Annotated in this window: 20 protein-coding genes and 1 other RNA gene; 7 read left to right on the top strand and 14 right to left on the bottom strand. The window is 28.4% G+C overall.

Features of this window, described 5'->3' with window-relative positions; translation table 11 throughout:
• Both BM335_RS00335 and uvrB read left to right on the top strand, forming a co-directional pair.
• Positions 1 to 1,902: T9SS type B sorting domain-containing protein (locus BM335_RS00335; protein WP_177219115.1), on the top strand; the 1,902-nt coding region annotated here is incomplete at its 5' end.
• A 92-nt stretch (positions 1,903 to 1,994) separates the two neighbouring features.
• Entirely contained in the window at positions 1,995 to 3,983 is a 1,989-nt protein-coding gene (gene uvrB, locus BM335_RS00330; protein WP_090221785.1) for an excinuclease ABC subunit UvrB, read from the top strand.
• A gap of 79 nt (positions 3,984 to 4,062) precedes the next feature.
• On the opposite strand, the gene fsa is transcribed toward uvrB, so the two are convergent.
• From fsa to ffs, 3 genes are all read right to left on the bottom strand, one after another.
• Positions 4,063 to 4,716, bottom strand: a complete 654-nt coding sequence (fsa, locus tag BM335_RS00325) for a fructose-6-phosphate aldolase (RefSeq protein ID WP_090221782.1) — start codon at positions 4,714 to 4,716, stop codon at positions 4,063 to 4,065.
• 58 nt (positions 4,717 to 4,774) lie between these two features.
• Positions 4,775 to 5,578 carry an SDR family oxidoreductase gene (locus tag BM335_RS00320; RefSeq protein ID WP_090221778.1) on the bottom strand — a complete coding sequence of 268 codons (804 nt, stop codon included), beginning with the start codon at positions 5,576 to 5,578 and terminating at the stop codon, positions 4,775 to 4,777.
• Between the two features lie 69 nt (positions 5,579 to 5,647).
• Positions 5,648 to 5,746, bottom strand: an RNA gene (gene ffs, locus BM335_RS00315) — signal recognition particle sRNA small type.
• Positions 5,747 to 5,922: 176 nt separating this feature from the next.
• On the opposite strand from ffs, the gene BM335_RS00310 reads away from it, so the two are divergent.
• The 4 genes from BM335_RS00310 to BM335_RS00295 all read left to right on the top strand — a co-directional run bounded on the left by BM335_RS00310 (position 5,923) and on the right by BM335_RS00295 (position 11,052).
• Entirely contained in the window at positions 5,923 to 6,450 is a 528-nt protein-coding gene (locus BM335_RS00310) for a DUF4199 domain-containing protein (RefSeq protein WP_090221776.1), read from the top strand.
• 12 nt (positions 6,451 to 6,462) lie between these two features.
• Positions 6,463 to 7,410, top strand: a complete 948-nt coding sequence (locus tag BM335_RS00305) for a glycosyltransferase family 2 protein (RefSeq protein WP_090221774.1) — start codon at positions 6,463 to 6,465, stop codon at positions 7,408 to 7,410.
• Positions 7,411 to 7,490: 80 nt separating this feature from the next.
• Positions 7,491 to 9,203, top strand: coding sequence for a phospho-sugar mutase (locus tag BM335_RS00300; RefSeq protein ID WP_090221773.1), 1,713 nt, complete (start codon positions 7,491 to 7,493; stop codon positions 9,201 to 9,203).
• 25 nt (positions 9,204 to 9,228) lie between these two features.
• Positions 9,229 to 11,052 carry an ABC transporter ATP-binding protein gene (locus tag BM335_RS00295; protein WP_090221769.1) on the top strand — a complete coding sequence of 608 codons (1,824 nt, stop codon included), beginning with the start codon at positions 9,229 to 9,231 and terminating at the stop codon, positions 11,050 to 11,052.
• Here the strand turns inward: BM335_RS00295 and BM335_RS00290 are convergent.
• From BM335_RS00290 to BM335_RS00270, 5 genes are all read right to left on the bottom strand, one after another.
• Positions 11,049 to 12,470, bottom strand: a complete 1,422-nt coding sequence (locus tag BM335_RS00290) for a CCA tRNA nucleotidyltransferase (RefSeq protein ID WP_090221767.1) — start codon at positions 12,468 to 12,470, stop codon at positions 11,049 to 11,051. The two genes, BM335_RS00295 and BM335_RS00290, sit on opposite strands and share 4 nt — an antisense overlap.
• 3 nt (positions 12,471 to 12,473) lie before the next feature.
• Positions 12,474 to 13,034: an L-threonylcarbamoyladenylate synthase gene (locus BM335_RS00285; RefSeq protein WP_090221764.1), complete on the bottom strand. Its 561-nt coding sequence runs from the start codon at positions 13,032 to 13,034 to the stop codon at positions 12,474 to 12,476.
• Positions 13,035 to 13,934 (bottom strand): ATP-grasp fold amidoligase family protein, encoded by a 900-nt coding sequence (locus BM335_RS00280; RefSeq protein ID WP_090221762.1) that lies wholly within the window; start codon positions 13,932 to 13,934, stop codon positions 13,035 to 13,037. It abuts the gene before it with no gap.
• Positions 13,931 to 14,983 carry a UDP-N-acetylglucosamine 2-epimerase gene (locus BM335_RS00275; protein ID WP_090221760.1) on the bottom strand — a complete coding sequence of 351 codons (1,053 nt, stop codon included), beginning with the start codon at positions 14,981 to 14,983 and terminating at the stop codon, positions 13,931 to 13,933. The genes BM335_RS00280 and BM335_RS00275 overlap by 4 nt, the downstream gene beginning before the upstream one ends.
• Positions 14,984 to 15,110: 127 nt before the next feature.
• Positions 15,111 to 15,926: a 2,3,4,5-tetrahydropyridine-2,6-dicarboxylate N-succinyltransferase gene (locus BM335_RS00270; protein ID WP_090221757.1), complete on the bottom strand. Its 816-nt coding sequence runs from the start codon at positions 15,924 to 15,926 to the stop codon at positions 15,111 to 15,113.
• A 98-nt stretch (positions 15,927 to 16,024) separates the two neighbouring features.
• Here BM335_RS00270 and ruvX point away from each other — a divergent pair, with 98 nt between their 5' ends.
• On the top strand, positions 16,025 to 16,435 hold the full coding sequence (ruvX, locus tag BM335_RS00265) for a Holliday junction resolvase RuvX (protein ID WP_090223170.1): 411 nt from the start codon (positions 16,025 to 16,027) through the stop codon (positions 16,433 to 16,435).
• 6 nt (positions 16,436 to 16,441) lie between these two features.
• Here the strand turns inward: ruvX and BM335_RS00260 are convergent, their stop codons facing one another.
• The 6 genes from BM335_RS00260 to BM335_RS00235 all read right to left on the bottom strand — a co-directional run bounded on the left by BM335_RS00260 (position 16,442) and on the right by BM335_RS00235 (position 24,035).
• Positions 16,442 to 17,344 carry a sialate O-acetylesterase gene (locus tag BM335_RS00260; protein WP_177219114.1) on the bottom strand — a complete coding sequence of 301 codons (903 nt, stop codon included), beginning with the start codon at positions 17,342 to 17,344 and terminating at the stop codon, positions 16,442 to 16,444.
• A gap of 89 nt (positions 17,345 to 17,433) precedes the next feature.
• The gene (locus BM335_RS00255; RefSeq protein WP_090221751.1) at positions 17,434 to 18,522 is read right to left on the bottom strand and encodes a DUF6920 family protein; all 1,089 of its coding nucleotides are present in this window, start codon (positions 18,520 to 18,522) and stop codon (positions 17,434 to 17,436) included.
• Between the two features lie 10 nt (positions 18,523 to 18,532).
• Complete coding sequence (locus BM335_RS00250; RefSeq protein WP_090221749.1) at positions 18,533 to 19,567, bottom strand: hypothetical protein; 1,035 nt, start codon at positions 19,565 to 19,567, stop codon at positions 18,533 to 18,535.
• Positions 19,568 to 19,915: 348 nt separating this feature from the next.
• On the bottom strand, positions 19,916 to 20,722 hold the full coding sequence (locus tag BM335_RS00245) for a DUF5694 domain-containing protein (protein WP_090221747.1): 807 nt from the start codon (positions 20,720 to 20,722) through the stop codon (positions 19,916 to 19,918).
• Positions 20,723 to 20,732: 10 nt separating this feature from the next.
• Entirely contained in the window at positions 20,733 to 21,518 is a 786-nt protein-coding gene (locus BM335_RS00240; protein WP_090221744.1) for a TlpA family protein disulfide reductase, read from the bottom strand.
• Positions 21,519 to 21,677: 159 nt separating this feature from the next.
• Positions 21,678 to 24,035, bottom strand: a complete 2,358-nt coding sequence (locus BM335_RS00235; RefSeq protein ID WP_090221742.1) for a PAS domain-containing hybrid sensor histidine kinase/response regulator — start codon at positions 24,033 to 24,035, stop codon at positions 21,678 to 21,680.
• Positions 24,036 to 24,125 lie beyond the last annotated feature (90 nt).

Raw genomic sequence — 24,125 nt, 5'->3', positions numbered from 1 at the left:
ATTATTATTAATGCACCTGGTTTGTATAGCGTTACAGCAACTGATACAAACGCAAACAATTGCTCTAAAACTAAATCAATTCAAGTAAACAGTTTACCTATTAATAATTTACCCAATTTTACAATTAACAATGTTTTAATTGATGAAATTGCAACCAATAATAATACTCTGACTATTTTAACTAATAATTTACCACCTAGCAATTATCAATTTGCGTTAGATTCTGGAAATTATCAAAACAATAATGTATTTTTAAATGTAAGTGAAGATTACCATAAAATTTATATTAGAGACATTAATAATTGCTTAGAAAAAAGTTTAGTTGTACCTATTATTAAAATTTATGCTTCTAATTTTTGTTTTGGTGATGAAACTCAATTTTCACTAACTTCAACCTTACCTCCAGCTACAGAAACAACTTGGAATTTTAACGACACCGCTAGCGGCATAAACAACACATCTACTTTATACAATCCTACACACATTTTTTCAAATTCGGGCAATTACACAATTAAAGCAACCATAAAATTTGGAACAGATACCTTTATATATTCTAAAATAATTACTATAAATCAATTGCCAGAAATAAATAGTCCTGTAACAATTACTATGTGCGATGACAATCTTAATGGTATTGAAAATTTTGATTTAACAGAAGCTAATACTCTTATAGCAAACCAAATTTCTAATAATATTACTTATTATATTTCTGAAAATGATGCTATTAGCAATACAAATCCAATTTTAAATCCTACTTCGTTTTCAAATAGCTTAGCACCTACGGTTTGGGCAAGAGTTGTAAATACTTCCAATTGCTTTTCAACTGCTCAAATAAATTTAGTAGTTGAATCAATTGAAATTCCACAAAATTTATTACTTAATTTTAATGAATGTGATGATGTTTTAGATGGGAACGACGCAAACGGGATTACTGTTTTTAACTTTAGTGCTGCAACACAACAAATTTTAACTCAGTTTTCTTCAAATTTAAATTTAGAAGTTACCTATTATCAAAATTTAACAGATGCATTAATTAAAAATCAAGAAATTAATCCATCTAATTATCGAAATTTATCATCGCCACACAATCAAAAAATTGCTATTAGAATTGAAAATAGATCAAATGGTTGCTTTGGTATTGGATATCATATTAATTTGAACGTGAATAGCGTTCCTCAATTCAACTTAAAAAATACTGTTGAATTTTGCTTTTTAGCAAATACTCATGAAATTGGGATAGAAAATCCATTAGCTGATTACAGTTATGTTTGGCAAAATGAAAATGGTAAAACACTTGGAAAATCAGTAACTTTAACAATTGATACAGACGGATTATATTTTGTTACAGCCATTGATTCCAATGGAAATAATTGCATAAAAACAAAAAGCATACAAGTAAATAGTAAACCAATTTTAAATTTATCAAACTTCAGCAAAGCAAATATTATTGTAACAGACAATTCTAACAATAACACAATAACAATTAATACCGATAATTTACCAATAAGTACTTATGAATTTGCTATAGATGATGGAGATTTTTCTGAAATTAGTTTTTATGATTATGTTCCTGCCGGACGCCATTTTGTAAAAATTAGAGATACTGAAAACTGTTTAGAAGCTGCAATTGAAATTTCATTAATTGGCATTCCAAACTTTTTTACACCAAATAATGATGGTTACAATGATTCTTGGCACGTAACTGGAATAGATTTTCAACCAACTTCAAATGTCTATATTTTTGATAGATTTGGTAAACTAATTGCAATACTTGATCCGTTAGGACCAGGTTGGAATGGTTACTACAAAGGAAACCCTTTGCCTTCAACTGATTATTGGTATAGAGTTGAATTAGAAGATGGTAGAATTTTAAAGGGACATTTTAGCTTAATCAGAAGGTAGTTTTTTCTTATTTATATTTCTATTTTTAAAACATATAAACTAAAAATACAGCAACATAAAAAAAACTATAAATTTTAGTTTATTTTTGCAGTATGCATTTTAAATTAGAATCAAATTTTAAACCAACTGGAGACCAGCCTCAAGCAATTAATCAACTTGTTGCTGGAATAAACTCACACGAAAAATACCAAACACTGCTAGGAGTTACAGGTTCTGGTAAAACATTTACTGTTGCTAATTTAATTCAAAAAACTCAAAAACCAACATTGGTTTTGGCGCATAACAAAACCTTAGCAGCGCAATTATATTCAGAGTTTAAACAATTTTTCCCAAACAATTCAGTAGAATATTTTGTTTCCTATTATGATTATTATCAACCAGAAGCTTACATTCCAGTTACTGGAACATATATAGAAAAAGATTTATCTATTAATGAAGATATTGAAAAACTACGAATTAGCGCATCTTCTGCCCTACTTTCAGGAAGAAGAGATGTTATTGTTGTAGCTTCAGTTTCATGCATTTATGGAATTGGAAATCCTGTTGAATTCAAAAAAAATGTGATTAATATTGAAGTTAATCAGGAAATTCCACGCACTAAATTTTTACATCAATTAGTAACTAGTTTGTATTCCAGAACAGAAACCGAAGTAAGTAGCGGTACGTTTAAAGTTAAAGGCGATACCATCACTGTATATCCAAGTTATGGAGAACACGCATATAGAATTCATTTTTTTGGTGATGAAATTGAAGAAATTGAAAGTTTTGATGTTACTAACAATCAAGTAGTTGAAAAATTTGAACAATTAACTATCTATCCAGCTAATTTATTTGTTACTTCACCAGATGTGCTGCAAAATGCTATATATGCAATTCAAGAAGATCTTATGAAGCAGTTTAACTATTTTAATGAAATAGGTAAACATTTAGAAGCAAAACGCTTAAAAGAACGCACAGAATTTGATTTAGAAATGATTAGAGAATTGGGTTACTGTAGTGGAATTGAAAATTATTCTCGGTATTTAGATGGTAGAAATCCAGGAACAAGACCTTTCTGTTTGTTAGATTACTTTCCTGATGATTATTTAATGGTTATTGATGAAAGCCACGTAACAATTCCACAAGTTCACGCAATGTATGGCGGTGATAGATCTCGTAAAGAAAATTTAGTAGAATTTGGTTTTAGATTGCCAGCTGCTATGGATAATCGTCCTTTAAAATTTGAAGAGTTTGAAGAAATTCAAAACCAAGTAATTTTTGTAAGTGCAACACCAGCAGATTATGAATTACAAAAAACAGAAGGTATTTTTGTTGAACAAGTTATTCGCCCAACTGGTTTATTAGATCCAGAAATTGAAATACGTCCAAGCCTCAATCAAATTGATGATTTAATTGAGGAGATACAATTAAGAGTAGAAAAAGATGAGCGAACATTGGTTACAACGTTAACCAAACGTATGGCTGAAGAATTAACCAAATATTTAAGCAGAATTGCTATTCGCTGTCGTTACATACATTCTGATGTTGATACTTTAGAGCGTGTTGAAATAATGCAAGATTTACGAAAAGGTTTATTTGATGTGTTAATTGGTGTAAATCTATTACGGGAAGGATTAGATTTACCTGAAGTATCTTTAGTTGCAATTTTAGATGCTGATAAAGAAGGTTTTTTACGTTCACACAGATCGTTAACTCAAACCATTGGTAGAGCTGCAAGAAATGTAGAAGGAAAAGCAATTATGTATGCTGATAAAATTACAAACAGTATGCAATTAACTATTGATGAGACAAATAGAAGACGTGAAAAACAAATTGCATACAATACAGCAAACAATATTACACCTACTCAAATTAAAAAATCTATTGAAAATACCTTAGGAAAAAATACAGTTTCATCTTATAACTATGACAATAGTGTGCAAATGGCAGCTGAAGAAAATTTAGCATACTTATCTAAAGCAGAAATTGAAAAACGTATTAAAGAAAAACGGAAACAAATGGAAGAAGCTGCAAAAGCATTAGATTTTATTGTAGCAGCAAAATTACGTGATGAAATAAAGACATTAAAAGAAAACGTTTAATTCTTTCATAAAAAATTAATTTAAAAAAGGAGTTGCAAATGCAACTCCTTTTTTTATACTATTTATTTAAAATCTTAAATTAATTTCCTTTTTGGTAATCAGCTAAAAACTGAGCTAAACCACTATCTGTTAAAGGATGTTTTAACAATCCTTTTATTGATGATAATGGACCTGTCATAACATCTGCGCCAATTTTAGCACAGTCAATAACGTGCATTGTATGACGAACTGAAGCTGCCAAAATTTCAGTAGCAAAACCATAGTTATCATAAATCAATCTAATTTCAGAAATTAAATGTAAACCGTCAGTTGAAATATCATCTAAACGACCAATAAATGGAGATACATATGTTGCTCCTGCTTTTGCAGCTAATAAAGCTTGACCTGCTGAAAACACTAATGTTACATTGGTTCTAATTCCTTTATCCGAAAAATATTTACATGCTTTTACACCATCTGCAATCATAGGTAATTTTACCACAATTTGAGGATGTAACGCAGCTAAAGCTTCACCTTCTTTTATCATTCCTGCAAAATCTGTTGCAATTACCTCAGCACTTACATCTCCATCAACAATATTACAGATGTCTACATAATGTCTTAAAATATTATCTGCACCTGTAATTCCTTCTTTAGCCATTAATGATGGGTTTGTTGTAACACCATCTAAAACACCTAACGCTTGTGCTTCCTTAATTTGTTCTAAGTTAGCTGTATCAATAAAAAATTTCATTTAGTTGTATATTTAATTAATATTGAATTATTTATTCTTTGCAAAAGTAATGAAATGATTATAATTTATAATGATTCATTAATAACTTTTCATACATTTTATCGGGTAAAATTCTTTTTAAAACAATGGAAAATTTTTGCATAAAATCGCCTACTTTATAATGCACCTTTGGTTGAGAAGTATTGATAATTTTATAAATTGCTTCTGCCATTTTTATTGGATTACTCCCAGCATCAACGTGTGCATCCATTAAATCTAAATTTTCTTGATATACTTTTTTATAGGCTGAATTTTCAAAAACGGGTGTATGATATCTACCAGAAGCAATATTGGTAGCAAAATCACCAGGCGCAACATTAGTAACTTTTATATTAAAATTCTTCACTTCCATTCTAACAGCCTCTGTAACCAATTCTAAAGCGCCTTTAGTGGCAGAATAAATCCCTCTAAATGGCAATCCCATATAACCTGCTATAGAAGTTACATTAATAATTAAACCACTTTGCTGTTTTCTCATTTGCGGTAAAACTGCTTTCATAACATCGATAGCACCAAAAAAATTGGTATCAAAAACCTTTCGCATTTCATTAGTTGGCGTATCTTCAATTGGACCAGTAATTCCCATTCCGGCGTTGTTTATTAAAATATCTAGTTTTCCTTCAGCTATAATAACTTCAGCTACAGCATTTAAAATACTTTCTTCAGAATTAACATCTAAAGCAACTAACTTAAACGGATGATTTGTTATTTTTTTAGGATTTCTACTAGTTCCATAAACTACAAACCCTTTTTTAGTTAAAAATTCTCCAACTGATTTTCCTATTCCAGAAGATCCTCCAGTTATTAAAACTACTCTAGACATGTTTTATTAAAATTTTAAAATGTAAAGTTAAAAAGATATAGCGAAGTACCACTAAATATAAGACATAAAAAAAGGCAAGCTACCTACATCACACCGCTACAACCTAATACCTTTGCTGCGTTCCCGCCCTGGAGGATTCAAAGGGAGCTGGTTGTGTAGGACTTGCCCAGCGCAAAAATACAATCATTTTTTAGTTTACACAATCATTTTTTTTATAATTTTATGTAACATTTTTAATGTTCTGTTTACTAATAATTTAGTTTAAACAATTAATAAATTTTAATAATTACAAGATATACTAAATAGGTATTAGTATATTTGTTTATCAAAAAAATCAAACAATCATGGAAAACCAAAAATCATCATCAAAACAAGTAATGTTAAACTATGGTTTAATATTAGGAGTAGTATCAATTGTTCTTTCTGTAGGTATTTATGCAATGGGCAAAATCTACGACCAAGGTATAGGCGTAATGCTTATAAGTTTTGCTATAATGGCTGTAGTTATATTTATGGCGCTTAAAAACTTTAAAGCAGGTAATAATAATTTATTAAGCTTAGGTGAAGCTTTAAAAATTGGGCTTGGAATTGCTTTAATAGGCGCTATTATTTCAGTAATTTACAACCAGATTTTTATCAATTTTATTGAACCTGACTTTATGGAAAATATGATGAAAGTTGGTGAACAAAAAATGTTAGAACAATATCCTAATATGACCGATGAGCAATTAGAAGGAGCTAGACAAATGCAAGAAAAATTCTCAAGTCCACTTATTGGAGCTGCAATGGGAATAATTGGAAGTTTATTTTTTGGCTTTATTATTTCTTTAATTGAAGGTCTTATTTTAAAAAGAACTGAAGAAGTAGACTAAATTTTATACTAAATGGACATATCAGTAGTTATTCCACTACTTAACGAAGAAGATTCTTTAACCGAATTACACGATTGGATTGCAAAAGTTATGCAATCCAATCGTTATTCTTATGAAATACTTTTTATTGATGATGGTAGTACCGATACTTCTTGGGAAGTAATTGAAAACTTATCACAAAAAAATCCAAACGTAAAAGGTATTAAATTTCAAAAAAACTACGGAAAATCTCAAGCCTTAAATGCTGGTTTTAAAGAAGTTAAAGGCAACGTTATTATTACAATGGATGCCGATTTACAAGACAGTCCAGATGAAATTCCAGAACTGTATAATTTAATTGTAAAGGATGGATACGATTTAATTTCTGGATGGAAGAAAAAACGGTACGATTCCAAAATCAGAAAAAATATTCCTTCAAAATTATTTAATGCAGCAGCACGCAAAACATCTGGATTAAAATTACACGACTTTAATTGTGGTTTAAAAGCTTACAAAAAAGATGTTGTAAAAGCTGTTGATGTAAATGGTGAAATGCACAGATACATTCCTGTACTTGCAAAAAATGCTGGTTTTAATAAAATTGGCGAAAAAGTTGTAGAACATCAGGCAAGAAAATATGGTGTCACTAAATTTGGTATGGATAGATTCATCAATGGTTTTTTAGATTTAATTACCATTTGGTTTTTATCAAAATTTGGAAAAAGACCCATGCATTTATTTGGTTTATTAGGAACATTAATGCTTTTTATTGGGTTTTGTTTTGCCTTTTATTTAGGTATAGATAAACTGTTTTTTAACCCAACAGGTAGATTAATTACAGATAGACCTCAATTTTACCTAGCTTTAGTTACCATGATTATTGGTACACAGTTCTTTTTAGCTGGCTTTTTAGGGGAAATTATTTTAAGAACAAAGACTGATACAAAAAGATATACCATTTCAAACCAAATAAACCTATAACGATTTAGTAAATTGTGTTATAATTTTACAATGAATAACACTATTTTTGTACTATTAAAGATGATAATAAATTACTAAATATGACAATTTTAGAAAAAGCACAACAATGGCTATCTAGCACATTTGATAAAGAAACTCAACAAGAAATTAAACATTTAATTGATACAGATCAAAATCAATTAGCTGACAGATTTTATCAAGATTTAGAATTTGGAACTGGAGGAATGCGAGGAATAATGGGCGCAGGAACCAATAGAATTAATAAATATACATTAGGTAGAGCCACACAAGGTTTATCAAACTATTTAATTCAAACATTTCCAAACAAACAATTAAAAGTGGCTATTGCTTTTGACTGTCGTCATAATAGTAAATCTTTTGCCAAAATTGTTGCTGATGTATTATCTGCAAATGGTATAAAAGTATTTTTATTTGAAGACTTACGTCCTACTCCAGAACTCTCATTTTCTGTAAAACATCTAGGTTGCGATGCTGGTATTGTTTTAACAGCTTCTCACAATCCACCAGAATATAACGGCTACAAAGTATATTGGAATGATGGTGGACAAATTGTACCTCCACAAGATGGTGCAATTATTAATGAAGTTATCAATTTAGATTTTGCTGATATTAAATTCAACGCAAACGAGAACTTAATTGAAGTAATTGGTAAAAATGTTGATGATGCTTTTATTGATGCTTCAGTAAAAAACGGAACGTTTAATACTAAAGGTAGAGAAGATTTAAAAATAGTATTTACATCATTGCACGGAACTTCAATAACTGCTATTCCTGAAGCTTTTAAAAGAGCTGGTTATACTGATGTAAATATTGTTGAAGAACAAAAAGTGCCAAATGGCGATTTTCCAACGGTTAAATCTCCAAATCCTGAAGAACCTGCTGCTTTAAAAATGGCTACAGAGTTAGCTAATAAAATTGGAGCTGACATATTAATTGGAACTGATCCAGATTGCGATAGATTAGGAATTGCTGTTAGAGATTTAGAAGGAAACATGAAATTATTAAATGGTAACCAAACCATGTGTTTAATGACTAATTTCTTAATTAAAAAATGGAAAGAAGCTGGTAAATTAAACGGAAAACAATTTGTTGGTTCAACCATTGTTTCAACAAACTTGGTAAATGAAATTGCTGATAGTTACGGTGTTGAAACAAAAGTTGGTTTAACAGGCTTTAAATGGATTGCCAAAATGGTGCGCGAGGCCGAAGGCAAACAAGATTTTATTGGTGGTGGAGAAGAAAGTTTTGGATATATGGTTGGTGATTTTGTACGTGATAAAGATGCTGTAACCGCAACTCTATTAGCATGTGAAATCGCTGCAGATGCAAAATCAAAAGGAAGTTCTATGTACAAAGAATTATTGCAAATTTATGTTGATAATAATTTTTACAAAGAACACTTAATTGCGATTGTAAAAAAAGGTATGGATGGTGCTGAACAAATTAAACAAATGATGGTAGATTTACGTGAAAATCCAGTAACAGCAATTGGAGGTTCTAAAGTAAAATACATCTTTGATTATCAAGCTTCTACTTGCACAGAATTGCAAACTGGAAAAGTGAATGCTATTGAAATACCAAAATCTAACGTATTAATTTACGAAACCGAAGATGGAACAAAAGTTGCTGCTAGACCAAGTGGAACAGAACCAAAAATAAAATTCTATTTTAGTGTAAAAGATAGTTTGGATACTATTGAAAATGCTAAAAAAATTGAGGCTGAATTAGATGCTAAAATTCAACAAATAATTGTTGAAATGAAATTAAGCTAATTCAAAAACAACTATAAAATATTTAATGAAATACTTTAGGCAAATATTAGTATATGCAAAACCGTATAAAATATACGGTTTTTTTAACATTATAAGTAACATTTTTTATGCCTTATTTGGCACATTAGCATTTGTTAGTTTAATGCCAATGTTAAAGGTATTATTTAAAAGTGCTGAACAAATTACTACACCACCAGTTTATAATGGAATAGCAAAACTGGGTGATTATATTGAAAATTCCATCAATTATTTTATAACTCAAAAAGTAAATAGTGAAGGTGAATTAAAAGCGTTACTTTTTATGATTGTTATTATAATTAGTACTTTTTTACTAAAAAATATTTTTGGTTATTTAGCCATGTATTTCATTACTTTTTTAAGAAACGGCGTTTTAAAAGATGTTAGAAATGATTTGTATGAAAAAACAGTTGACTTACCTCTAGCCTATTTTTCAGAAAAAAGAAAAGGAGATATCATTGCTCGTATTTCAACTGATGTTTTGGAAATTCAACATTCTTTTTTGTCTATTTTAGAATTGATTGTTAGAGAACCATTAATGATTATTTTTACAGTAATTGCAATGTTAGCTTTAAGTCCACAATTAACATTGTTTGTGTTTATTTTTATACCAATTGCAGGATTTATTATTTCTCTTGTTGGGAAAAAATTAAAAAAACAATCAGATAGTGTTCAAAAAGAACAAGGACATTTTTTATCTATTTTAGAAGAAACTTTAGGTGGTTTACGTGTTATAAAAGGATTTAATGCTGAAGGTTTTTTTAATACAAAATTTAAAGAATCAACTTCTCGTTTTTACAAATTTTCAAACTCTTTATTAAATCGTCAAAATTTAGCATCACCATTAAGTGAGTTTTTAGGTATCGGTGTAATTGCTATTTTATTATGGTACGGTGGCTCTTTAGTTCTAGTAGACAAAACCTTAGCTCCAGATGCTTTTATAGTTTATATGGGATTAGCCTATAACATATTAACCCCTGCTAAAGCTATTTCAAAAGCAATTTATGGCGTTAAAAAAGGTGATGCTGCTGCAGAACGTGTATTAGAAATTTTAAAAACTAAATCGCCATTGGCAGACAAACCTAATGCATTGGTTAAAACTAGTTTTGATTCGGCAATTTCATTACAAAATGTATCATTTAAATACAAAGATGAATATGTTTTAAGAGATTTTTCATTAGAAATTCCTAAAGGTAAAACTGTTGCTTTTGTTGGACAATCTGGAAGTGGAAAATCCACCATTGCTAATTTATTAACCCGTTTTTACGATGTAAATGAAGGAACTATAAAAATTGATGGTATTGATCTTAGAGACATTACTAAAAAATCTTTAAGAGATTTACAAGGTTTGGTTTCTCAAGATTCTATTTTATTTAATGACACTATTAAAAATAATATTTTATTAGGTTTAACAAATAAAACTGATGATGAAATAGTAGCTGCTGCAAAAATTGCCAATGCGCACGAATTTATAAAAGATTTACCAAAAGGATACGAAGATAATATTGGAGATAGCGGAAATAAATTATCAGGTGGGCAAAAACAACGTTTAAGTATTGCTCGTGCTGTACTTAAAAATCCGCCAATAATGATTTTAGATGAAGCAACCTCTGCGTTAGATACAGAATCTGAAAGATTGGTGCAAGATGCCTTAGAAAAAATGATGCAAAACAGAACTTCTGTTGTTATAGCACACAGACTTTCAACCATTCAAAAAGCGGATATTATTGTGGTATTATTAAAAGGTAAAATTGTTGAGCAAGGAACTCATAGCGAGTTAATTGCAAATAATAATATTTATAAAAAATTAGTTGAAATGCAATCGCTTTAAACCTTTAAACCAAGTTTTTTAGCTCTTTTCAGCATAAATTCATAGGCTGCTTCATATTCATTAGGAATTTCTCCTTCTAAAATGGCTTCTTTTATTGCATCTTTAATTTGACCAATTTCTCTGCAAGGTGTTAAATTGAAAGTTTCCATAATTAATTCACCTGAAATTGGTGGTTGAAAATTACGCACGTGATCGCGCTCTTCAACTTCTTTAATTTTATTTCTAACTATTTCAAAGTTTTTATGGTACTTTTTAAATCTGTTCGGATTTTTAGTTGTGATATCTGCTTCGCACAAAGTCATTAAACTTTCTACATCATCACCAGCATCAAAAATTAAACGTCTGACTGCAGAATCCGTTACTTCAGTTGCTAATACAATTGGTCGAGAACTTAATAATACCATTTTTTGAACAAACTTCATTTTGTTGTTCATTGGTAAACGTAATCTTTTAAATAGTTTATACACCATTTTAGATCCCACAAACTCGTGCCCGTGAAATGTCCAACCTAATGTTTTGTGAAACTTTTTTGTTGGTGCTTTTCCAATATCGTGTAATAAAGCAGCCCAACGTAACCAAAGGTCTTTTGTGTTTTTCGAAATATTATCTACAACTTCAAACGTATGGTAAAAATTATCTTTATGCTTTTGTCCTTCAACCTCTTCTACTCCTTTTAAATTTGTTAATTCTGGTAGAAAACGTTCTAACAAATTGGTATCATCCAACAAAATAAATCCAACAGAAGGAACTTCAGAAAGCATAATTTTGTTCAATTCATCAACAATACGTTCACGAGTAATAATATCAATTCTTTCAGCATTTCTAGAAATAGCATCTAATGAATCCTTTTCAATAGTAAAACCTAATTGTGTTGCAAAACGAATGGCTCGCATCATTCGCAAAGGATCATCAGAGTAAGTAATATCGGGATTTAAAGGAGTTCTAATAATTTTATCAACCAAATCTTGCATTCCATTAAACGGATCAAGTAACGCTCCAAAATCTGTTTTATTTAAACTTAAAGCCAAGGCATTTATGGTGAAATCTCTTCTGTTTTGATCATCTTCCAACGTTCCATCTTCAACTACAGGATTTCTACTATCTTCATTGTACGATTCTTTTCGGGCTCCAACAAATTCAACTTCAATATCGTCAAAACGCAACATAGCGGTTCCGTAGGTTTTAAATACCTGAACTTTAGGCTTATTTGGTAATAATTTTGCAACTTCGTTGGCTAAATCAATACCGCTTCCAATAGCGACTATATCAATATCTTTAGGCGTTCCTCTTTTTAAGAAAAAATCGCGTACAAAACCTCCAATTACATAGGTTTCTAATTGTAAATTGGATGCTGCTTTTGAAATATATTCAAAAATTGTATGTTCAATTGCGGTTATATACTTTTTACTTTCAGTCATAAATTATGCGCGAAGTACTATAATTTCACCATTTTCAGCTACTTTAAGTATGGTAGATGATTTTTCATTTCGCTCTTCGCGGTGCAAATTTACAACATAGTCTACGCTCTCCAAAATTGGTGATGCTATTTCTTTAAAACTTTTAGGTGTTTCGTTGCCACTAATATTTGCCGAAGTTGATACTATTGGTTTTCCAAAGGCTGCAATAAGTTGTTTACAAAAATCATTTTGAACAATTCTAATGGCAACAGTATTATCTTGCGCAACCACATTTTTTGCTAAACCTATAGGATTATTATAAATAATAGTTGTTGGATTGGTAGTTTTGGATAATAACGCTATTATTTCTTTAGAAATTGTTGGAATATATTGCTGTAGCATTTCAATTTCATCAACCAAAATAATAAGGCTTTTACTTTCTGCTCGTTGTTTTATTGTATATATTTTTGAAACTGCTGCTTCTGAAGTTGCGTCACAACCAATTCCCCAAACTGTATCCGTTGGGTATAATAAAATTTCTTTTTTTTGAAGTATTTTTAAACTTTTTTCTATTTCTTGTTTCATTTAAAAAACAGTAATTATTTGTTGTTGTTTAGGTATTTCTGGTAGCTTTAAATAATCTCCAATACTACAATTGTATTCAAATGGTGTAAATTCTTCTTTACCATCACCTGGATAAAAGGTTATTTCACCAAAATACGTTTTTCCTTGTACAGAATAAAAATCTACACGCGCAAAAGGTAAATTATCAGCTAATTTTTTAGCTAAAATTTTCATTTCATCAAAATTTGAAGGTTTTTCAACCTCTTCTTCAAAATACACCTTTTTTATGGTAGTAAAAGGTAGTTTTTCCCAGTTTAAATTATAAAAACATCTGTAATCTTTAATACCGCGTTCAATATCTATTTGTAAAAATTTAGGCTCGCCATTAAAACAAAAAAACTTATAATCATTTATAACTTCTTTACCTTCTTCTTTTAAAAATTTTTCAGCAATAATTTTAGGTTGAATATTTTTATAAGCCCATTCTAAACCTACTTTTTTATATTGACAATGCTTCATCCATTTTTGCATGGTTTTTTTAGCTTTTTCAATATCTAATTTACTTTTATCTTTTACAATAATATTTAAACTACTACCATGAACACCTTTTAAAACAAATTGATTTGGTAATTCATCAAAATTAATGTCTTCTACTTTATAATATACTTTATAAAGTTTATTTAAAAATTCTGCTCCAATTTTTTCTTCAACATACGATCTTACTAAGTATTTATCGGCTAATTGAGTTAATAATGGTACATGAAAAAACAATTTTAACCAACATATTTTTTCATTAAATGTTTTGGGGTTATTTAAATCAAGTTTTTCTCCGCAATAATATTCATGTCTAATTTTTAGAAGTAATGTATTGGGAATAAACTTTAAATTTTTTAAAATTCTTAGTATTAATTTTCTAATCATAAACTATTTTTAAAAAAATTAAAAAATCCAAACTTCTTTCTAATTTTTAATTTTCTAATGATATTAAATGGTTTTGGTTTTAGTTGATTTTTTTGATTTTCATTAACAAACTCCTCAACAGTATCTATAACTCTTTTGCTAGATTTCCCATCAGCATATGGATGTTCTTCTTTAACAAAAGATGCTATTTTGTGCATTAATTCTGTTGGATACGTTAATGCAAATTCAATACTTTTTTTAAGATCATCAACATTTAAAACATTTATAAAACATTCTTTTGGTTGATTGTTTTTGAATGTAATAACAGGCTTTTTTTGAATAATAAACTCGGTAATAATTGAAGATGTGTCTGTTAACATTACATCTGCTCTTTTTAACGGTTCTAAATTTTCTAAAAAAGGAATATAAGTAACATTTTCAAATTTTTCTAATTCCTGAAACTTCTTAACAATTTCAGAATTCATTTTTGGGTGTAAATTTATAATCCAATTCCAATTTTCACTTTCAATTAATTTTACTAATTCCTTAAAAACCTGATTATCATGTGCAATACTTAGTCTTTCGGTAAAAGTAGAAGCAAAAAATATAGTAGGTGTATGATTGGAATTATTTTCATTAACTGGAAACAAAATATCAACTTTAGACCAACCTGTTTCAACAACTTTAAAATGTTTGTGTTTTTTTTCTAACTCTTTAAATCTGTTTGTTGTTGATGGACCTTGTGTGCAATACAAATCAAAAAAACCTCTAATTCTAAAATGTCCTTTATTTTCACTTCGTTTATTTACGCTAAAACCGTGAAATAATTGCACTTTAATTCCTGGAAAAAAATGTGGTACTTCATTACTAGCCACCAAAACAGCATCTGGGTTGTAAGCAATAACTTCAACAACTGTATTTAATATTTTTTGATTTGATTTAAGTTTCTTTTTACTTTCTTCAAATTCTAAAAACCAAGCTACAGTATGACCTCTTTTTAAAATTTCTTCTTCCAAAGGCTGAACAATTGGAAATCCATAATCGTAAGAAATATATAGTAAAAAGTTCATGTAAAATTTTTATAATGCACAAAAATACTATTTTTTAACATAGCGGTAACATCCTTATGCTTCAAAAGTTACATAAAAAAAGCATCACAATTTTGTGATGCTTTTTAAAAATTTTATTTAAATTTAGTTATACAGCTACACTATTTTCTCTAAGTGCATCGTTTAACGATGTTTTTTTATCAGTACTTTCTTTACGTTTACCAATTATCATAGCACAAGGCACATAAAATTCTCCTGCTGGAAATACTTTTTTATAACTTCCTGGAATTACTACAGAACGTGCTGGTACAACACCTTTATATTCTACTGGAGAATCACCTGTTACATCAATAATTTTAGTGCTCATTGTTAAAACCACATTTGCACCTAAAACAGCTTCCTTTTCAACACGAACTCCTTCTACTACAATACAACGTGAACCTACAAAAACATTGTCTTCAATAATTACTGGTGCAGCTTGTAATGGTTCTAAAACACCACCAATTCCAACACCACCGCTTAAGTGTACATTTTTACCAATTTGAGCACAACTACCTACAGTTGCCCAAGTATCTACCATGGTGCCTTCATCAACATAAGCTCCAATATTAACATAACTTGGCATTAAAATAGTTCCGGCTGAAATATATGATCCGTGACGAGCAACCGCGTGAGGAACTACACGAACTCCTTTTTCTTTATACCCTTTTTTCAAAGGAATTTTATCATGATATTCAAAAATTCCAACTTCAATGGTTTCCATTTGTTGAATTGGGAAATATAAAACAACTGCTTTTTTAACCCATTCATTTACTTGCCAACCATTTTCAATAGGTTCGGCAACACGTAAAGTTCCTCCATCTAATAAATTTACTACTTCACGTATAGCGCTTTGAGTTGCTGTATCTTTTAATAATTCTCTGTTTTCCCAGGCGTTTTCAATAATTTTTCTTAGTGCTTCCATTCATTTAATATTCTATGAATTACAAATATAAAATTTATAAAAGATTTTCTAATTCTAAATACCTAAATTTGCACAACTTTAAAAATTCTGTTAATATTTTGGCTCGTATTTTAGCTTTTGATTATGGTGAAAAAAGAACTGGAATTGCGGTAACTGATGAATTTCAGATTATTGCTTCTGGATTAACTACTGTTGATACTAAAAAAATATTTTCATTTTTAACCGAGTATTTAAAAAATGAAACTGTTGAATTATTTATTGTTGGCGAACCTAAACAAATGAATAATACAGCTAGTGAAAGTGAACATCTTATTAAAGTTTTTGTTGAAAAATTAAGTACTACTTTCCCTAAAATTGCTATTAAAAGAATTGATGAGCGATTTACTTCAAAAATGGCATTTCAAAGTATGATTGATAGTGGTTTAAAAAAGAAACATCGCCAAAATAAAGCGTTGGTTGATGAAATTAGTGCAACATTAATTTTACAATCGTATTTACACAAACAATAAAAAACTTTACTTATTGTTTAATTTATAAATAGCTTCAGCAAATTTTTCGCCCAAATCAATATAACCTTTACTGTTGTAATGCCAACGATCTGAATATTTATAATATCGTGTATTTCTAACAATAGCTGCATTTTCATCAGTTTTTACAAACTTTTCTTGTGCATATTGTACCAATTCACCGTAATCCCAAACTTTACCATCAGCATCATTGCATGAATCTGAAATTTTACCAATTACAACTGGCAAATCATCTACTCGTAAACTGGCTCTTATTAAATCCATTAATCTTTTTAAGTTGGAATAGTATTTATTTGCAACTTCTTCAGTAAAATCGGCATCACTTTCACCTTGCATCCAAATAATTCCAGATGGAATTAGAATATCTGGTTTTCCATTTCCATCAATATCATTAGTATTTAAAGCTCCGTTAAGCGTTGTTAAAAAATGATCGTATTGATTAATTCCTTTAAAATCTAGTTCCCAACAACCAAATTGTCTAGCAGCTATACTATCTATAGATGAACCTCCTTTGGCATATTTTATAAATGCAATTTTATCTTTCGGATATAATTCTTGTAACTTTTTTGCAAATGACAATTCTATTCCGAATCTTTCAGAATACTGGTTTTTTATTCCATCAGAAGAAAAGCCAACGCAATGACCTGGTTTTAATACTTCCCATTTTCCTAAACCTCCGTTTTTATTGTTATCTCCTGTAGGATTTCCTTCATAAATAAAAACATTTTTAAATTGCTTATTCAAGTCCTTTGGCAAATCTTTGTTATAACCATAACCTTCCATATTAGACTGCCCACCTAAATAAAAAACTCTTATAATTTCTTTTTGCTGACTCAATAAAAATAATGGAAAAATTAATAATACTAAAAAGAATGATGGAAAATATTTCATTTGTATTGACGCCTTTATATAATTAAAATTACTAAAATTAAGGTTGTTAAAATTAATACTTTTATAAATATCAGCCATACTAAGCTTCACTAAATATTGTAATAAATTTCAGTAATTTTTAGTTGAAGCCATGTAAAATATTCTTCATCTAATTTCCAAGTTGCTTTTAATTTTACAGGTATTTTAATCGTATTTAAGACTTTACTTTCAACTACTTCAACAATCCATTCTTTTGGTTTATCATCATTCACATCCTTATACCTCATCGCAGAAAATTTTATAAATTCTCCTTCATTATTAAAGTAAAAATATCCTGATGTTAAAATTTCATTAACCAAAATAGTTGCTTTTGCACAATTATCATTTACAAATTCCCAATAAATATTAGAACTTAAAGCGGACGTAGGAAACCAAACAATTTCAGCCAAATATCTTTGAAGCGTTGCCTGATTTATTTTACTATTATTTTTTTCGTTCACAATTGGTAAAATTGCGCCTACTTTTATAAGCATTTCACCCTTTCCATTTGCTAATTTATCTCTTCCAACTAAATTAATTATTGGATTTAAATCCATAGTAACCATCCAATTAAAAGCAGCGGGTTGAGTTATAAAATATTGTTGCGCAATAGCTTTGTACCATTTTTTTTGTTGTGGTTTTAGTTTCATTAAAACTTCTTGTTTTAAATAAACATTTTTAATTTTTAAGTTATTTTTTATACCACAATTTTTTAACCATTTTTGAACAGGAATTGGTAAATTATCTATTGTATTTATTATTGTTGATGTCTTTTGATTTGTTTCAACTTTAGATAGCATTTGGGAAACTTCGGTATTTACTTGGTTAGCAAAGCTAAAATTCCCATAAGCAAACATACAAACAAGTAACATAATTAAATTTATAATAGTTCCATATTTAGCTTCGTTCCAAAATACAACTATCACAATTTGAGAAATTAAAACAGCAAACATTCCAAATAACCACCAATAATTGTTTTTAAATATCAACAAAAAGGTGGTTATTGTAAACATTACAGCTGCTAAAAGCCAAAGAATTCCGTAGGTTTTAGAAATTGAAAGATTTAAAGAATTGAATTCTATAATTTTAAAGGCTTTTAAAAAGCCTATTAAATGAATTATTGCATGTATTTCTATAAAAATTATACCAAATATTTTCATTTTTTTAATTTCATAAATTTTCTATTACACGTTGGTAATACCAATTTGCATCAGGGTTTCTTATCCCATTTTTTGTATAATATCCTGTAATTACATTATTATCAGGTGAAATTGTGTAATGATACATATACCCTTGATCTATAGTTTTACCATTAATTACTGATGGAAACACTTTAAAATTCATTTGTCTACCTTCAAATTCTCCTTCACCTTTATATGATTTCCAAATTTTTGTGTTAATATCAATCCAAGAAATAATAATAACAAACCTATTTCCCTCTTGCCAAATATTTAAGCGGTCATCTTGATCTCTTGCTCCCCGATGCGCCCAACTTCCATAAATATTAATTGGTAGTGTTTCTTGTTTTGTAGGTAATTTTATAGTTGAACTTGCAGAGCTAATTTTTGTTCCATTCCATTTTTTAGTCGGCAAACTGCTATTATATCCATATTTACCTATAAAAGATGAAAAGTCTGAATTAAAAATAAATTCGAATTTTCCACTTTTATTACTTCCACTATTACTCCAAGTTCCTATAAGTTTATTTCCATTTAAAGTTGCGTCAATCTTTCCATTACCACTTTCGTAAGTTCCCGTAACTTTAAACCCTTTTTGTTGAAGCGTCATTTCTTTATAATCTGTTTTATAAACGCCTGCAACGTTGTGCAATATAGGTGCGTCTTCTTTAATGGATACAACTTTTGTGTTAGAAGATTTAATTTTAGTTCCATTCCATTTTTTAGTTGGTGAACTGCTGTTATATCCATATTTACCAGTAAAAGATGAACAATCTGAATTAAAAATAAATTCAAAATTTCCACTTTTATTACTTCCACTATTTCTCCACGTACCTACAAGCTTATTCCCATTTAAAATTGCGTCAATCTTTCCATTACCACTTTCGTAAGTACCTGTAACTTTAGTGCCATTTTGCTGAAGTGTCATTTCTCTGTAGTCTGTTTTATAAACGCCAGAAACATTTTGTGAAAACCCACTAAAACTAACAAAAAATGTAACTAGCAAAATAATTAGATGCTTTTTCATTGTCTAAAAATTAATGCGTTAATTAAATGCCTACTCTATCGATTTTCAGCTTTTTCTCGGCTACTCATTTCATTGGTGTCGAATTTCGCTTTCACATTTTCGACGTTGGGTGTTTAGCCCCTTAAAACCTTTATCAAATTTATAATTGTATAAAATGATTGGGTGAAACTTTTTAAATTTTTTAGTTAAAACAGAAAATAAGGGCGAAACAAAAATGAGGTTAAATTCATATTAAATTTAACAAAAAAATACGAACTAAACTTGCTGATATATATTCTTTTATCACCAAATAGTAAATTTTTATAAAAAGCTTTTAATATTTATCTTTTAAAGCGTTAAAAATTCGTTTTATTTTAAATAATCAGCAGTATTTTCTAATTTATATTTTGGATTATTTTCTAAAAAAATATCAAAATAAGCTGTATGAGTGGCACCCAAAATAATTAAAACTCTGTCGTTTTTTTGCAAAGGAATATCACAAAAGTTAGCATACATTCTTAAATTTCTTTTATAAAAATCAGCAATAATATCAGCACCTTCAAAATTATTTTCACTGTGCATTGTAGCTAAAAAATTATAAAAATTAAACGTTTCGTTTTTATAAGCTGATGAATTTATTTTTATAAATTGTTCAAATATTGGTAAACTATTTACTGAATCATAAGATTTCATTATTTTTTCAACAAATAAACTATCGGACTTTTTTTTATTGGCAATTGCAATTAAACTTGGGTAATCAAAACCTATTTGACTATCAATTCCATAAATTTTATGAACACCGCTTAACCTTCCTGTTTCTAAACCAATTGAGTTAATTTCATCAGAATAATTTAATCTATTAGATTGATTTATAATATATTTTTGATAGGTTTCATTAACAAATTCATTGTTATCAGGCTGCATTTCTATACAAATAATAGTGGGTTTGTAGTTAACTAAACAAGTAACTATTTTATTTATAGCATCTTTCACATGCTTATCATCTAAATTTCTATTTGCACTTTTTGCATCTGATGTATATGATAAATGTACCGTGGCAAAATTAAGCACACTAATTTTGTCTGTTGGGTTATTTTCAACTTTAAGGTTTTGTTCCTTTTTAAAACTACAGTTAAAAAAAGTAACTACAACAAATAATAGTAAAAGTTTTTTCATAAATATTTAGCTAGTTTTTAAGTAAAAATTCTAATTGTTTTACCAAAGTATCAATATTTTCTTCATTATAACCTGTTGTTATAAAATTAATTATTCCGTTTTTATCAATTATAAAATTTTTAGGAATTGATCCTGTAGCATAACTATTCCAAATTATTTTATCAGGATCAATTCCAACATTAAACACAATACCCTTTTTGCTTAAATATATCATTTTGTCTTTTACAATTTGCACATCTTCTCCAATTGAAACTGGAAGAAATATAAAATCTTCGTTTTTAAATTTGGTTAAAATTTTTGAAGGAATTTCATAAAATTCTCTAATACAAGGTCCACACCAAGTAGCCCAAAAGTTTAATAACACAACTTTTCCTTTTAAATTGGCTAAATTAATAATGTCACCATTAAGCATTTTTAAATTAAAATCTACAGCAATGTCATTTACTTTTAATAGATATTCATCCTTAATTTTTGTTGGAGTTGATTTTTCTGTAATTGTATTTACTTGCGCTTTTTGTTCATTCATTTCAGATTCGGTAAAAATTTTAATAATTACAATAAATTCCTTTTCACCAAGATTTTCACCAAGTTTACTTTTTAAATTTAAATATTGCTGATCTGTAATGCTGTTTTGCATTTCTTTTATATAACCTTTGCTTAAATATTCCTCTATTTTTTGTTTGGAAACAATTTTTTCATTTACAACAAAAATTGGATCTGAAGCAATTTTATTTTGTGCTAAAAGTGTTAGATTAAAAAAAACTATCACAATTAATGTATTTATTACTTTTCTCATTTATAACGTTTAATTGTTTAAAAATAAATTTAATCAAATATAATAACTATTTTTATAGTTACATAACTAAATAAATAGTTTTTAAACATTTAAATAATAGTAACATAAATTAAACCAATTTAATTTTTATAAAAAGTAGAATAAATAAATTTTTGCGTATTATACAGTAGCGTTATCCGATTTGTTAAAACAAGCTTCAATAAGTTCTAATAATTGATTACTTTGAATAGGTTTAGATATATATTCATCACATCCTGCTTTTATTGATTTTTCTCTATCTCCAGACAATCCAAAAGCAGTTTGAGCAATAATAACAACATTTTTATTGAATTTTCTTATTTCACGAGTGGCTTCATAACCATTTAAACCGGGCATTTGAATATCCATTAAAATTAAATCTATATCGGGATTTTCCTTACAAATTGTAATTGCATCAGTACCTGATGCAGCTGTTAAAATGGTATGAGAAATATTGCCAATAGTTTCTGAAAGGTACATTTTAGATATTTCGTCATCTTCAGCGACTAACACTTTTAAGTGTATTTTTTTAGCAGAAACAGGAACATTCAACTTATGATGTTCTTGGTTTTGACTGCTCAAATTTATATTATAAGGAACTGTAAAATAAAATGTAGAACCTACCCCTTCTTCACTTTCAACTCTAATATTACCACCTAGTAACTCACAGAATGCTTTAGAAATAGACAATCCTAATCCAGCACCTTGACGAGCCATACTATTTTTAATATCCGCCTGAATAAAACGCTGAAATACAAGATCTTGTTTAATTTTTTGAATTCCAATACCCGAATCTTTCACAAAAAATTCATAAAAATTATCTTTTACTTGATAGCCAAATTCAATTATACCTTTATCAGTATATTTAATAGCATTTTTTATAAGGTTTGTAAATATTGAAAGTAGTTTTTCTCTATCAGTTTTAATAACAGCCATTTCAATAGGTAATTTTTTATTAAATATAAAATCAAGACCTTTAGATGTTACTTCTGGTTTAAAAAAAGTATATAAATAATCCCCTAATTCATTTATATTAAACTCAGTAATTTCAAGTTCCATTAAACCAGCTTCAATTTTAGAGATATCAATAATATCGTTTATTATGTTTAGCATTCTTGCTCCACTTTTTTCAATAATATCAATATATTGCTGTTGCTTTTCTCCAGTTAATTCGGGGTTTTTTAATAATTCTGAAAATCCTAAAATTCCATTCATAGGAGTCCGTATTTCATGACTCATGTTTGCTAAAAATGCCGATTTTAACTGATCGCTTTGTTCTGCTTTTTCTTTGGCAATTTTTAAGTTAAAAATTAAATTCTGACGTTCGCTTATATTTCTGATAATTTCTAAATTCCCTATCCATTTGCTATTTGTATCATATAATTTAGCACCAAAGGTTTCACCAGGAAAAACATCATTATTTTTGTTTTTGTACAATGTAAAATAAAAATTATCAGCATTTTTCACATTCTCATCATAAAATTTTGCACCTGCATCTTTAAATTTTTCAATATCAGCGTAGAGTATTTGAGTAGTTTTTCCTAATAAAACTTCTGGATCATACCCAAATGTAGTTTCAATACCTTTATTAGCTAAAATTATTTCTCTTTTTGTATTAGTTATTACTACGCCATCTGTTATGGTATTGAACATAGTTTCAAACAATTTTTTTTGATTGTACAAATTCAATTGATTTTGTTTTTGAGTTGTAATATCTTTTGCTATAGAAATTACAAGTTTTCTACCATCGCTAAACTTACCTAATAAAGCTGAACTAAAATCCCAAACTAATTTAGTGCCTTTTGAAGTTAAGACTTCGTACTCCCCTTCAATCGCTTTTCCATTTAAATCGTAAAAACTCTTATTCTTTTCTCCAATACTTTCAATCTCATTTTCAAATGCTTTATTTATCCAATCAACAATCGTTGGAATATCTTTGAGTGAATAACCCGTTAATTGTTCCCAAGCTTCATTTATAGTTAATACTTCTCCATCATCAGCATAAATCATCGTTGGAAATGGTGATGCCATAATTGCCCTTTTCAATTTATCTTCACTTTCTTCAGCTCGTTCTTTTGCAAAAAGTAGCTTATTATTTAAAATTATTAATTCATCTAATTGTTCCTTAATTTGTAGTTTAATTTTTTCTTTTTGTTTTAATTCAGATGGCAGCCATTTTCTAATAATCATTATTAAAATTAATAACGCAACAATTAAGTTTAAAAGTTTAGGATAAAAAACAATTTTGGGTTGTGCTAAATAATTGAAAATTTCTATTGGAATTATCCCTGATAATGAAGTATACCACGTACCAAAATATATACTTTCAAAAAGCGTTCTAAAAGCATCAATTGCTAGTATAAATAATAAAAGATTTAATAATTTATCACCTTCATTTTTTCTATTAATTTTTTTTAAATAGAAGACAAAAATATAGCCCCAAATTATTACTAGTATCCAATAAATTGCTGGTGTTGCATACTTAAATAATGCTTCCATATAATCTGTTTTGCTATTTACACTAAAAATAACATAATTTTCATAAAAAAATACCTTTCAATTAAAATTTTATTATTCATTGAATCTTTT

Origin of the sequence: Lutibacter maritimus, assembly GCF_900116115.1 — a bacterium.
In the GTDB taxonomy this organism is placed as follows: Bacteria; Bacteroidota; Bacteroidia; order Flavobacteriales; family Flavobacteriaceae; genus Lutibacter; species Lutibacter maritimus.
Note: the sequence above shows the minus strand (reverse complement) of the source record. Positions and strands in the feature narration are given on the sequence as shown.

Excerpts from the sequence above, each read along its gene's own strand:
- uvrB (WP_090221785.1), top strand. The coding sequence starts at position 1,995 with ATGCATTTTAAATTAGAATCAAATTTTAAACCAACTGGAGACCAGCCT.
- fsa (WP_090221782.1), bottom strand. The coding sequence starts at position 4,716 with ATGAAATTTTTTATTGATACAGCTAACTTAGAACAAATTAAGGAAGCA.
- BM335_RS00320 (WP_090221778.1), bottom strand. The coding sequence starts at position 5,578 with ATGTCTAGAGTAGTTTTAATAACTGGAGGATCTTCTGGAATAGGAAAA.
- BM335_RS00310 (WP_090221776.1), top strand. The coding sequence starts at position 5,923 with ATGGAAAACCAAAAATCATCATCAAAACAAGTAATGTTAAACTATGGT.
- BM335_RS00305 (WP_090221774.1), top strand. The coding sequence starts at position 6,463 with ATGGACATATCAGTAGTTATTCCACTACTTAACGAAGAAGATTCTTTA.
- BM335_RS00300 (WP_090221773.1), top strand. The coding sequence starts at position 7,491 with ATGACAATTTTAGAAAAAGCACAACAATGGCTATCTAGCACATTTGAT.
- BM335_RS00295 (WP_090221769.1), top strand. The coding sequence starts at position 9,229 with ATGAAATACTTTAGGCAAATATTAGTATATGCAAAACCGTATAAAATA.
- BM335_RS00290 (WP_090221767.1), bottom strand. The coding sequence starts at position 12,470 with ATGACTGAAAGTAAAAAGTATATAACCGCAATTGAACATACAATTTTT.
- BM335_RS00285 (WP_090221764.1), bottom strand. The coding sequence starts at position 13,034 with ATGAAACAAGAAATAGAAAAAAGTTTAAAAATACTTCAAAAAAAAGAA.
- BM335_RS00280 (WP_090221762.1), bottom strand. The coding sequence starts at position 13,934 with ATGATTAGAAAATTAATACTAAGAATTTTAAAAAATTTAAAGTTTATT.
- BM335_RS00275 (WP_090221760.1), bottom strand. The coding sequence starts at position 14,983 with ATGAACTTTTTACTATATATTTCTTACGATTATGGATTTCCAATTGTT.
- BM335_RS00270 (WP_090221757.1), bottom strand. The coding sequence starts at position 15,926 with ATGGAAGCACTAAGAAAAATTATTGAAAACGCCTGGGAAAACAGAGAA.
- BM335_RS00260 (WP_177219114.1), bottom strand. The coding sequence starts at position 17,344 with ATGAAATATTTTCCATCATTCTTTTTAGTATTATTAATTTTTCCATTA.
- BM335_RS00255 (WP_090221751.1), bottom strand. The coding sequence starts at position 18,522 with ATGAAAATATTTGGTATAATTTTTATAGAAATACATGCAATAATTCAT.
- BM335_RS00250 (WP_090221749.1), bottom strand. The coding sequence starts at position 19,567 with ATGAAAAAGCATCTAATTATTTTGCTAGTTACATTTTTTGTTAGTTTT.
- BM335_RS00245 (WP_090221747.1), bottom strand. The coding sequence starts at position 20,722 with ATGAAAAAACTTTTACTATTATTTGTTGTAGTTACTTTTTTTAACTGT.
- BM335_RS00240 (WP_090221744.1), bottom strand. The coding sequence starts at position 21,518 with ATGAGAAAAGTAATAAATACATTAATTGTGATAGTTTTTTTTAATCTA.
- BM335_RS00235 (WP_090221742.1), bottom strand. The coding sequence starts at position 24,035 with ATGGAAGCATTATTTAAGTATGCAACACCAGCAATTTATTGGATACTA.